The 11994-nt window shown below is 59.9% G+C and carries 8 protein-coding genes; 5 read left to right on the forward strand and 3 right to left on the reverse strand.

The window, feature by feature from the left end; all coding sequences use genetic code 11:
• Positions 1-18 precede the first annotated feature (18 nt).
• Positions 19-3969 (forward strand): DNA-directed RNA polymerase subunit beta', encoded by a 3951-nt coding sequence (locus tag P1T08_11040; GenBank protein MDF1596608.1) that lies wholly within the window; start codon positions 19-21, stop codon positions 3967-3969.
• 102 nt (positions 3970-4071) lie between these two features.
• Here P1T08_11040 and P1T08_11045 read toward each other — a convergent pair whose 3' ends face one another.
• From P1T08_11045 to P1T08_11055, 3 genes are all read right to left on the reverse strand, one after another.
• Complete coding sequence (locus P1T08_11045) at positions 4072-4638, reverse strand: hypothetical protein (protein MDF1596609.1); 567 nt, start codon at positions 4636-4638, stop codon at positions 4072-4074.
• The gene (locus P1T08_11050) at positions 4635-4976 is read right to left on the reverse strand and encodes a helix-turn-helix domain-containing protein (protein ID MDF1596610.1); all 342 of its coding nucleotides are present in this window, start codon (positions 4974-4976) and stop codon (positions 4635-4637) included. The genes P1T08_11045 and P1T08_11050 overlap by 4 nt, the downstream gene beginning before the upstream one ends.
• 101 nt (positions 4977-5077) lie before the next feature.
• A complete protein-coding gene (locus tag P1T08_11055; GenBank protein MDF1596611.1) occupies positions 5078-7342 on the reverse strand; it encodes a GAF domain-containing sensor histidine kinase in 2265 nt (754 codons plus the stop codon).
• A gap of 335 nt (positions 7343-7677) precedes the next feature.
• On the opposite strand from P1T08_11055, the gene rpsL reads away from it, so the two are divergent.
• The 4 genes from rpsL (at position 7678) to tuf (ending at position 11922) form a co-directional block, all read left to right on the forward strand.
• Positions 7678-8049, forward strand: coding sequence for a 30S ribosomal protein S12 (gene rpsL, locus P1T08_11060; protein MDF1596612.1), 372 nt, complete (start codon positions 7678-7680; stop codon positions 8047-8049).
• Entirely contained in the window at positions 8049-8522 is a 474-nt protein-coding gene (gene rpsG / locus P1T08_11065; protein MDF1596613.1) for a 30S ribosomal protein S7, read from the forward strand. Before rpsL ends, rpsG begins: the two co-directional genes overlap by 1 nt.
• Positions 8523-8600: 78 nt before the next feature.
• A complete protein-coding gene (fusA, locus tag P1T08_11070; GenBank protein ID MDF1596614.1) occupies positions 8601-10712 on the forward strand; it encodes an elongation factor G in 2112 nt (703 codons plus the stop codon).
• 13 nt (positions 10713-10725) lie between these two features.
• Entirely contained in the window at positions 10726-11922 is a 1197-nt protein-coding gene (gene tuf, locus P1T08_11075; protein ID MDF1596615.1) for an elongation factor Tu, read from the forward strand.
• The last annotated feature ends 72 nt before the right edge of the window (positions 11923-11994 follow it).

Below are 11994 nucleotides of genomic sequence, written 5' to 3' on the forward strand. Positions count from 1 at the left end.
TGAGCGAAGGAGCGTGTCTTGCGACAGCCGTTCGATGAACTGAAAATCAGCCTTGCCACCACCGATCAGATCCGTGCCTGGTCGTTTGGTGAGGTGAAGAAACCCGAAACGATCAACTACCGCACGCTCAAGCCCGAAAAGGATGGCTTGTTCGATGAGCGGATCTTCGGGCCGCAAAAAGACTGGGAATGCTATTGCGGCAAGTACAAGCGGATCCGCTACAAGGGCATCATCTGTGAGCGCTGCGGTGTAGAGGTCACGCGTTCGAAAGTGCGCCGTGAGCGGATGGGTCACATTGAGCTGGCTGCCCCGGTCACCCACATCTGGTTCTTCAAGGGTGTGCCGAGCCGCCTGGGTTACCTCATGGACATGTCGCCCAAGGAGCTCGAGAAGGTCATCTACTTCGCGGCCTACCTGATCACGTTTGTCGACGAAGAGCGGCGTCAAGCCGAGCTTCCGGAGCTCGAAGACACGATGAGAGCCGAGGTGCAGATCGTCCGCGACGAGTTCACCGAGTGGAAAGAAGCTCGGCTCGAACGCCTCGAGCAAGAGCTCTCCGGCATGGAGGAGGGTGGTGCCAAGTCACAAGAGATCTCCGCTCGCCGCCGCGAGGTCGAACGTGAGATGCGCGACCGTGAGGAGCGCGCCGAGCATGAGGTCGAATTGATCGAAGAAGCCTTCGATCGGTTCCGCACGCTCGCTCCGAAGCAGCTCATTGAATCCGAGCAGCTCTGGCGTGAGATCTTCGACCGATATGCCGACTTCTATGAAGGCGGCATGGGCGCTGAAGCAGTCAAGGACTACTTGTCCCGGATCGATCTCGACGCCGAAATGGATCTACTCGACGAGATGCTGTCTTCGAACTCTGCGCAGAAACGCCAGCGGGCGACTCAGCGCATGAAGGTCGTCAAGCCGTTCTCCGAGGCGAAGAACGATCCCCAGGCGATGATCCTCGAAACGATCCCCGTCATACCACCCGATCTGCGCCCCATGGTGCAACTCGACGGCGGTCGGTTCGCCACCTCCGATCTCAATGATCTCTACCGCAGGGTGATCAACCGAAATAACCGGCTGAAGCGCTTGCTCGATCTAGGTGCGCCGGAAATCATCGTCAACAACGAGAAGCGGATGCTCCAGGAGGCAGTTGACGCCCTGTTCGACAACGGCCGGCGCGGCCGCGCCGTCACGGGACCGGGGAATAGGGCGCTGAAATCGTTGTCCGACATGCTGAAAGGCAAGCAAGGGCGATTCCGTCAGAACCTGCTCGGGAAGCGTGTCGACTACTCGGGTCGTTCCGTCATCGTGGTTGGTCCCAGTCTCTTGTTGCACCAGTGCGGTCTTCCCAAGATCATGGCGCTGGAGTTGTTCAAGCCGTTCGTGATGAAACGCCTGGTCGATCTCGAAATCGCCCAGAACATCAAGTCCGCGAAGAAGATGGTGGAACGGCGCCGCCCGCAGGTGTGGGATGTGCTCGGTGAGGTCATTCAGGAGCATCCGGTGCTGCTCAACCGCGCGCCGACGTTGCACCGGCTTGGCATTCAGGCATTCGAGCCGGTTCTCGTTGAGGGCAAGGCGATTCAGATCCACCCGCTCGTCTGTGAGGCGTTCAACGCCGACTTCGACGGCGACCAGATGGCCGTCCACTTGCCGCTGTCCGCAGAGGCTCAGGCGGAAGCCCGTTTGCTGATGCTTTCCACCAACAACGTTCTATCGCCCGCTTCCGGGCGTCCGATCGTGACCCCTTCTCAGGACATGGTCATCGGCATCTACTACCTATCCGAGCGCGTCGACGACGCGCCCGGTGCCGGCCGGTCGTTCTCGTCGCTCGAAGAGGCTCGAATGGCATACGAGAACGAGGAGTTGTCTTTGCACGCCCCGGTGAAGATCCGCCTCGGTAATGATCTCGTCGGCAGCGCGGACCTCCACGGTGACTTGACCGGAACGCTCAAGGGTCTCATCACCCCGGAGCCACTCCCCGGAGACAAGTCTGTGGAAACCACGTTGGGGAGGGCCATCATCAACACAGCCTTCCCGGTCGATTTCCCTTACATCGAGGCCGTGATCTTCAAGTCGGATGTCCGGCGGGTGATTGAGGAGATCATCGATCGCTACGGCAAGACCCAGGTCCAGCAGGTCCTCGATGCCGTGAAGGAGCTCGGATTCCATTACGCCACCGTTGCCGGTTTGACGATCGGTCTCGAAGACGTGAAGACGCCGGCCAACAAGGCTGAGATCCTGTCGGCGTTCGAGGAACGCGCCGATAAGGTCCTGGACCTGTATCAGAAGGGCGTGATCACCGACGACGAGCGCCGCCAGGAACTCATCGAGATCTGGACGGAAGCGACGGACCGTGTCAAAGACGCGATGGAGTTGACGCTCAAAGCGGAGAAGTTCAACCCCATCGACATGATGGTGCGCTCCGGTGCCCGTGGAAACATCATGCAGGTTCGCCAGATCGCCGGTATGCGTGGCCTGGTGGCCAACCCGAAGGGCGACATCATTCCGCGGCCGATCATCTCGAACTTCCGTGAAGGGTTGTCCGTGTTGGAGTACTTCATCTCCACACACGGTGCTCGCAAGGGTCTCGCCGACACCGCGCTTCGCACAGCAGACTCGGGCTACCTGACCCGTCGTCTCGTCGACGTGAGCCAGGAAGTCATCATTCGTGAGGACGACTGTGAGACAGATCGTGGCATCAAACTCCAGATCCGCCACGAGGTACGCCGCGGCTCGAAGAAGGTCTGGGAACCGATTCGCAATCTCCGTTCCCGCCTGTTCGGCCGGTATCTAGCCGATGACATAAGGGTCGATGGCAAGCTGCTCCGTGATCCGAACGGAGACACCATAAAGGCCGGTACCGTGATCGGTCGTCAGCAACTGCTCGCCCTCGAGGGTGCCGCGGAAGGTGTCGACACAGTCCGGGTGCGCTCGGTGTTGACCTGTGACTCGCAGCACGGAGTTTGCCGCAAATGCTACGGACTCAGCCTGGCGACGGGACGCGAAGTCGAGTTGGGTGAAGCAGTCGGCATCATGGCTGCCCAGTCGATCGGTGAGCCGGGAACCCAGCTGACCATGCGTACATTCCACACCGGTGGTGTGGCCGGTGAGGACATCACGCACGGCCTGCCCCGCGTCGTTGAGCTGTTTGAAGCCCGCACCCCGAAGGGTAAAGCCGTCCTGTCCGAAGTCGGTGGACCCGTCAAACTGGTCGAGGACGAGGAAGGGCGGCGTCTCATCGTTGCCGCCAAGGAAGGCGACGCCGAGTATCCGATTACTCGTCGGGCGCGGGTTCGTATCGCAAACGGCGATGTCGTCGAACCCGGGACTGCCTTGACCGAAGGCCCGTTGGATCCGAAAGAGGTTCTCGAGATTCGTGGCGTGCGCGCCGCCCAGCAGTATCTGGTCGATCAGGTGCAGGAGGTGTACCGGTCGCAGGGCGTGGACATCCACGACAAGCACATCGAGATGATCGTTCGGCAGATGCTGAAACGTGTGCGGGTCGTGAACCCTCACGACGCCTCTTTCTTGCCTGCCGAGCTGGTCGACGACAAGGTGTTCCGTCAGATCAACCGTGAACTGGTGGAAGATGCCAAGACGCCTGCAGAAGGTCGCCCCGAGCTCATGGGTATCACCAAGGCGTCGCTGGCCACCGATTCGTGGTTGTCGGCGGCTTCGTTCCAGGAGACGACCCGGGTATTGACCGAGGCATCCCTGATGGGCAAGTCGGATTACATGCGGGGGCTCAAAGAGAACGTCATCATCGGCAAACTCATCCCGGCCGGTACCGGCTCCGGGATGTACCAGGCCATCGAGCCGGCGCTCCCAGGAGCTGAGCCGATTTCTGCTTTGGGCATCTTCGGGGATTACCCCGAAGGCAGCTCCGATGATGATCTGCCTTTGAACCCGGCCGAATGGCTGGCCTCGATCGGAGAGCAGAAAGACGAGGAAGAGGTCGCCGAACCGGTGTAGTCGGTCGGCTGCTACCGAGTGGAAGAAGGGCCTCTGGGCCCTCTTCCAATTGCCGGCATCGATCGATACCCGGCATAGGGACTTGGCAATGTAAGAACGATGTCAGTCGAGTGCCTGCTCCAGGCGGCCGAGCAGATCCGGCATGACCTGCAGAAACGGCTCGGTCCCGACCATCGCCGCGCATCTGGCCCTGATAGAGGTCCAGTTGATACGGTCGCGCGCAGCTACCGCGAGAGCAAATGCTTCGTTCCATGTGACCGCCGTTCCGTCGGTTGCCTGGAGCAGCCGGTCCATCATCAGGTCGTTGACGGAGATGATGCGTACGAGTAGTCCTCCCAGATCGATGACCTCGGGCGGTTCCTCGCCCAGGAGCGTGTCGCCGGGGACCTCAATCGCCACAGCTCCCTTCGGCGACTCGAATACCCAATGGCGGCCTCGTTTCTCCAGACCAGCCGACCGGATGCGTTCTTCATCGCGGGAGGTGACCGGACCGACGACGTCGACGTCCGTGATCCGACCTATACCCGTGTGAGTCAATTGGGCGCCGCCGCCGACGAGGACGAGTGGGGCGGCGGTGAGGGCATCGATGGCCGCGACGGCAAACAAGATTCGCTCAGCTGAATCGGCGGGCGCCTCCAATGCTTGCTTCAGCAAGTCCGCGGGTGTCATGTGAGCAGGTTCTCCTCAGTCGACGTGTCTATGCCCCGCCGGCGCTTCCACTCGAGACGTTTGGCCGCTTCGCGGTTCGTGATTCCGCGCGCCCCCAGACGTTCTGAACCTTGCTGCATGCGAGCCTGTACGGCGTCGAGGCTCGAGTTCGTGCGCAATGACAAGCTCAGCTCGAGGCCCAGGGCACCTGCAACAACCTCGATCGTCGAAAGTCTCGCGTCGACCTTCCCCAGCTCGAGACGCGAAAGGTTGGGCTGGGCAATACCGGTCAGGTCGGAGAGTTGGGCGAGCGTGAGTCCCATCAGCCTTCTGGAAGCACGAAGTTCTGAACTGATCATATAAGATATATTACCATATATGATCAGTAGTCGGATGGCAGTGAGCGGGTGCGTTCCAGGTTTGGAATGCTGCTCATGGCCTATTGCCTATTGCCCATGTCTCAACGCACTGCCTCGAGTCTCCTGGCGGCCGGCAAGGTCAGCGTGAAGACGCTCTCATCGCCGGTGTGGAAATAGGTGAGCGACCCATCCATCAATTCAGCGAGTTGGAGTGAGACCGAGAGGCCCAGACCTACAGAGGCAGGCTGGCTCGGGATGTTGTGCGCCCTCTGGTAGGGCTTGAAGATCCGATCATGCGCATCGGCCGGAATCGGGTTGCCCGAATCATGAACACGGATCACAACGGTGTGTTCTTCTTGAGCGAACGTCACCCGAACCCGTTCGCCGCCGTATCGAACTGCGTTGGTCAGGAGATTGCGGAGAATCTGGCGAACACGCGTTGCATCCGCCCAGGCCGGCCGCACGTTACCGTTGCTCGATACGGACACCTTCTCCGCCGGGAGCAGGGTGTTGCCGGCGAGAACGGACTCCGTCTCTCTTCGCAGATCCACTTCACGTCTAATGATGGTCAGACCACCCGTCTCCGCTCTAGCGGAAACGAGGAGGTCTTCGACGATATTGGCCACGTCGAGGCTCTGATCGGCGATCAGCGCGATCAGTTCCCGGACCTCGCGCTCGTCGAATTCGGCCCCGTTCTCGCGCAGTTCATGAGCGAGACCAACCACCGCGGTCAGCGGCGTGCGCAACTCGTGGCTGACGCTGGCCACGAACTCGTCTTTCGACCTGACCAGTTCTTCGAGGCGATGCCTGTTCTGTTGCCTCTCCCAGAACGCCCCCACCAACGCCGCCGCCGTGTGGAGCAAGGCTCTCTCGGCTTCTTCCCAGTTGCGCACTTCTAGGTAGTCCGTGAACCCGATCGATCCGGCCCATCGCCCGGAGACCAAGATCGGGATGTTGAGTTCGACCTTCTCGTCTCCGTACTCAGACCCATTCGCGTTCGGGTCCGTCTCCGGAAACATGGTGAAGTGGTGTCCCTCGGCCAGTCGATCACGCATCTCGGGGAACTCGTCGTAACAGAACACGTAGTTCTCATATTTGCCGGAGTCCGCGTCGAACCAGATTTCGGGGTCGACGAGTTCCTGGTATCCGGGTCGAATGTACTCGTGGGTGACCCGGGCGTAGAGTCGGTCGTCGTCACCAACGAAGTTCTCATCGACGAAGATCTTTTGAGCCTGCATGACCTGCCCGAGGGCGTGGAGGGTGGCGTCGATCGCCTGTTCATCTTCGTTCATCAGGAGCACTCGCGCGGACTCCGCGATGGCTCGTTCGAACCGGATGCGTGCGGCCTGCGCTTCGGCTAATTCCTCCAAGCGCTGTCGCTGACCGCGTCGCTCCAGAAAGGCAGCAATCGCAGAAGCGGCCGCCTGGAGCACCGCGATGTCATCCTCATCCCACTCACGCGGTTCGAGGTCGTCGGAGACGCCGATGAGTCCCACCCATGTTCCTTCAACAAAGATGGGGATGTCGATTTCCGACTTGATTCCCGAGTGCTCGTACTTCGCCCGCTCGGTTCCTCCTAGATCTTCCACGCGAAATGCAAACACCTCTCCGGCTTCCATGTGGCGCCGCGCCACCGGCATCGTCGACCACGGGACGTCGGTCCAGAAACCCTCGGTTGGAGAGTCGGTCCTTGCCCGGGCGGCTTCGTAGAGGATCGACGTGCACAGTCCGATACCCGGTTGCGTGGAGTTCATCTCCACGAACACCGATCGTGCCTCCGTTCCTTCAAGTAAGGCGTTCAGCGCAGCCTCGATCGCGTCCTCGTGTTTGCCCTCGTTGAGAATCCTGGTCGCTTCGGCGACTGCTTGTTCGTAACGAAGGCCGCGAGAGGCGATGTGTTCCGCCCGCCGCGATCGTTCGTCCATGCTGAGCGCCAGGTAGCCGATGAGCAAAAGGATGAATACCCGGGTCGGCACGAGTTCCGGCGGAGCGGGCGGGTCGGTGAATGGAATCGCCAGCGAGTACATCCCGGCCGCCACCGCCGGTAGAAGTCGCCCAAGCTGTCGTGGGAGGAGCAGGGGATACACAGCTACCAGCACGACATACCATGGCAAGAAGAGACTCCGCACGCCATCGGTCTGGATCAGCAGGATGAACCCACCGATGAGTATGAGCGCCGCTCCAATGACAAGCGGTGGATGACGCCCGGTCTCCGACATGTAGGCGAGACCCACCACGCCGGCTGATGCTACGAGTATCCAGGGGACCACGCGCGAGTCGCCCTGGAGCACCAGCACAAACGCACCCTGACCAGCGACGCCGATGAGAGCGAGAGCCTGAATCGGAGGTCTCTTGATGCGGTGCAATTCCTCTCATTCCTACCCGATGAGGATGGTGTGTGACTACCAATACCTATGTCGGCACCAAGACATGGTTCCTGAAGCTTCTAGGTCCTGTTATCGGCGGGTGGTGCGCGCTATGATCCGGTTCCTGGCGGTGTTGCTAGGCACCGGCTTTGACGCCTGTCCGGCGGGAACATATACTGTGCCGCCGTGGTCCTCGCGACCACACATTCCCTCTCGCAAAGGGTCTACCGGTGTGACCTGTGCCGGTGTATGCGTCTCGAGAGTGGACAACTCAGGTTTCGGCGGAATCGGTCGGAGTCGACCGTGCGCCGAATTTCGCGTGTAGAAGGAGAACGATGCCGACAATCCAGCAGTTGGTGCGGCACAATAGGAAGCCGAAGACTAAGAAAGAGAAGACGCCGGGTCTCGCAGGGGCACCCCAGCGTCGCGGCGTTTGCACGCGCGTCTATACCGTCACTCCGAAGAAGCCGAACTCGGCGCTTCGCAAGGTCGCCCGCGTCCGTCTTTCTTCTGGGATCGAGGTGACCGCCTACATCCCTGGTGAAGGACACAATCTTCAGGAACACTCGATCGTCCTCGTCCGCGGTGGACGTGTGAAGGACCTTCCCGGTGTTCGGTACAAGGTCATCCGGGGCACGCTGGATGCCTCCGGAGTTGCCGATCGCCGACAGGCTCGCTCCCGCTACGGGACGAAAAAGGAGTCCTAATGGCACGGCGTGGACCTGCATCCAAACGCAAGATCGAGGCCGACCCGGTATTCCGGAGTGTTCTCGTCGGCCAACTGATCAACAAGGTTCTTCTCAAGGGCAAGAAGGAGAAGGCCCGTACGATCGTGTACGGAGCGATGGAAATCGTCGAGCGCCGCGCCGGGCAAGACCCGCTGACGGTTCTCAAGCGGGCCATCGACAACCTCAAGCCTCAGCTCGAAGTCCGTTCTCGTCGGGTCGGCGGTTCGTCCTACCAGGTTCCGGTTGAGGTTCCTCCCCGTCGATCGAACACGCTGGCCATCCGCTGGTTGGTCGGCTACTCGAGGAAGCGCAAAGAGAACATCACGATGGCCGAGCGTCTGGCCAACGAGATTCTCGATGCCAGCAACCGCAACGGCGCGGCATTCAAGCGTAAAGAAGACATCCACAAGATGGCTGAGTCCAACAAGGCCTTCGCCCATTACCGCTGGTAGGTAGTGAAGCGGCAGTCACCTAGGTGACCCGGCCGCACGACTGACAAGTCCATAGCGACCGGAGAAGTAGAGAAGAAGATGAGCAACAAGGATGCCTTGACGCACTTGCGTCAGATTCCTCTAAGCCGTACCCGCAACATCGGGATCATGGCGCACATCGACGCGGGCAAGACCACCTTGACCGAGCGGATCCTCTACTACACCGGTAAGACCTACAAGCTGGGTGAAGTCCACGAGGGCGCCGCGGTCATGGATTGGATGGAGCAGGAACAAGAGCGCGGCATCACGATCACTTCTGCCGCGACGACCTGCGCCTGGCACGACCATACGATCAACATCATCGATACGCCCGGTCACGTGGACTTCACAGTCGAGGTCGAGCGTTCCCTTCGAGTACTCGACGGCGCGGTGGCGGTATTCGATGCCGTGGCCGGGGTCGAGCCGCAGTCGGAGACGGTCTGGCGACAGGCCGACCGCTATCGAGTACCCCGCATGTGCTTCATCAACAAGATGGACCGGACTGGTGCGGACTTCTATTCGGCGCTCGCTTCAATTCAAGATCGGCTCGAGGCGCGTCCTGTTGCTCTGCAGCTCCCCATCGGTGCGGAAGCGGAATTCGACGGCGTCATCGACCTGGTCGAGATGCGCGCCCACATCTGGAAGGGCGACGACGGCAAGCACTGGGAAACCACCGATATTCCCATCGACATGCTCGACAAGGCGAAGGAGTGGCGTCTGTCGATGCTCGAAACCCTCGCCGACAGTGACGAACAGATCATGGTGAAGTACCTCGAAGAGGCTGAGATTTCCGCAGACGAGATCCACTCCGCGGTGCGGAGTGGTATCCGGCGGATGGACTTCACGCCGGTGCTGTGTGGTTCGGCTTTCAAGAACAAGGGTGTTCAGCCCCTTCTCGACGCCGTCATTCTCTACCTTCCGAGTCCGGCCAACCTTCCCCCGGTCACCGGATTCAAGCCGGGCGATGAAGACGTCTTGCTGTCCCGTGAGCCAGATGACTCAGCTCCCTTTGCAGCACTGGCATTCAAGATCATGAGCGACCAGCACGTCGGCAAGCTCACCTACTTCCGTGTGTATTCCGGCCACGCCTCCAAAGGCGATTCGATCCTGAACACCAGCAACGGCAAGAAAGAGCGTCTCGGCCGTCTCCTGCGAATGCATGCCAACAGCCGTGAGGACATCGATGACATCTTCACCGGCGACATCGTGGCCACGGTTGGGCTGAAGAACACCACGACGGGCGACACCCTGAGCGTGGTCAGCCATCCGATTCAGTTGGAGTCGATGACGTTCCCGGCGCCGGTGATCTCGGTTGCGATCGAACCCAAGACCAAGGTCGATCAGGAGAAACTCGGCGATGCACTGCATCGCCTCTCCGAGGAAGACCCGACGTTCCTGGTTCGGACCGACGAGGAGACCGGCCAGACCATCATCGGCGGCATGGGGGAACTCCACCTGGAAGTGTTGGTAGACCGCCTCGTCCGTGAGTTCAAGGTCGAAGCCAACGTCGGCCGGCCTCAGGTTGCGTACCGTGAGACGATCAAGAAAGCGATCGAAAAAGTCACGATCCGCTACGTCAAGCAGTCCGGCGGCAAGGGCCAATTCGCCCATGTGGTCATCAGCCTCGAGCCGACCGGTCCCGGAGGCGGATACGAGTTCGTCGACGAGGTCAAGGGCGGCCGTATACCGCGGGAGTTCATCCCATCGGTCGACACGGGCATTGAGGGTGCCATGGATCAGGGCGTCCTGGCCGGCTACCCACTGGTTGACGTGCGAGCCCATCTCGTTGACGGATCGGCGCACGACGTCGACTCGAGCGAAATGGCGTTTCGTATTGCGGGATCCATGGCGCTCCAGGAGGCTGCCAAGCAGGCGGGCGTCAAACTGCTCGAACCGATCATGGCGGTCGAGGTTGTCACCCCTGAGGACTACATGGGTGACGTGATCGGAGATCTCTCCTCCCGGCGGGGAAAGATCGACAACATGGGTCAGCGGGGGAATGCTCGCGTCGTCGAGGCAGAAGTGCCGCTGGCTGAAATGTTCGGATACGCCACCGACCTGCGGTCGAGAACCCAGGGTCGCGCAACGTACACCATGCAATTCCATTCGTACCAAGACGTACCGGACCAGGTCGCTCAGGAGATCGTGGCGAAGGTTCGCGGGGAAGCCTAAGGAGGGCTCGACTATGGGTAAGGCGAAGTTTGAGCGGACGAAGCCGCATGTGAATGTGGGGACGATGGGTCATATTGATCATGGGAAGACGACGTTGACGGCTGCGATTACGAAGGTGTTGTCGGAGTCTGGGGTTGGTGGGGCGACGGCGTTTACGGCGTTTGATGATATTGATAAGGCGCCGGAGGAGCGTGAGCGGGGTATCACGATTTCGATTGCTCATGTGGAGTATGAGACGGCGAATCGTCATTATGCGCATGTGGATATGCCTGGTCATGCTGATTACATCAAGAACATGATTACGGGTGCTGCGCAGATTGATGGGGCGATTTTGGTGGTGTCGGCGGCTGATGGTCCGATGCCGCAGACGCGTGAGCATGTGTTGTTGGCTCGTCAGGTTGGGGTTCCGTTCATTGTTGTGTATATGAATAAGACGGACATGGTTGATGATGATGAGCTTCTTGATTTGGTTGAGTTGGAGGTTCGTGAGTTGTTGTCGGAGTATGAGTTTCCTGGTGATGAGTTGCCGGTGATTCGTGGTTCGGCGTTGAAGGCGCTTGAGGGTGGGGATGAGGCTTCGGTTGCTTCGGTTATGGAGTTGATGGAGGCGGTTGATACGTATATTCCGGTGCCGGAGCGGGATACGGAGAAGCCGTTTCAGATGCCGATTGAGGATGTGTTCTCGATTACTGGTCGGGGGACGGTGGTGACTGGGAAGGTTGAGCAGGGGATTCTCAAGACGGGTACTGAGGTTGAGATTGTTGGGATTCGTCCGACGCGCAAAACGGTGGTGACCGGGGTTGAGATGTTCCGGAAGTTGTTGGATGAGGCTCGGGCGGGTGACAATGTTGGGTTGTTGTTGCGGGGGATTGGGAAGGATGATGTGGAGCGGGGTCAGGTGATTTGTATTCCTGGTTCGATTACTCCGCATACTGATTTTGAGGCGAATGTGTATGTGTTGACTCGGGATGAGGGTGGCCGGCATAACCCGTTTTTCCCTGGGTATCGGCCGCAGTTTTATTTCCGGACGACGGATGTGACTGGGTCGGTGACGTTGCCTGAGGGTACTGAGATGGTGATGCCTGGTGATAACACGACGATGACGGTGGAGTTGATTAATCCGATTGCTATGCATGAGGGTCGTGATTTCGCGATTCGTGAGGGTGGTCGGACGGTTGGTGCTGGTCGGGTCACCAAGATTCTGAAGTAAGTGACCGGACGGGTCTGGTGGCCCGTCCGCTCGTACCGGGTACTGGGTACTGGGTACCGCGAACGAGTGAAA

The sequence above is a fragment of the Acidimicrobiia bacterium genome (assembly GCA_029210695.1).
Classification (GTDB): domain Bacteria; phylum Actinomycetota; class Acidimicrobiia; order Spongiisociales; family JAHEDJ01; genus JAHEDJ01.

Bases quoted from the DNA above. Each gene is read 5' to 3' on its own strand.
- P1T08_11045 (MDF1596609.1), bottom strand. From the start codon at position 4,638: ATGACACCCGCGGACTTGCTGAAGCAAGCATTGGAGGCGCCCGCCGAT.
- P1T08_11050 (MDF1596610.1), bottom strand. From the start codon at position 4,976: ATGATCAGTTCAGAACTTCGTGCTTCCAGAAGGCTGATGGGACTCACG.
- rpsL (MDF1596612.1), top strand. From the start codon at position 7,678: ATGCCGACAATCCAGCAGTTGGTGCGGCACAATAGGAAGCCGAAGACT.
- rpsG (MDF1596613.1), top strand. From the start codon at position 8,049: ATGGCACGGCGTGGACCTGCATCCAAACGCAAGATCGAGGCCGACCCG.
- fusA (MDF1596614.1), top strand. From the start codon at position 8,601: ATGAGCAACAAGGATGCCTTGACGCACTTGCGTCAGATTCCTCTAAGC.
- tuf (MDF1596615.1), top strand. From the start codon at position 10,726: ATGGGTAAGGCGAAGTTTGAGCGGACGAAGCCGCATGTGAATGTGGGG.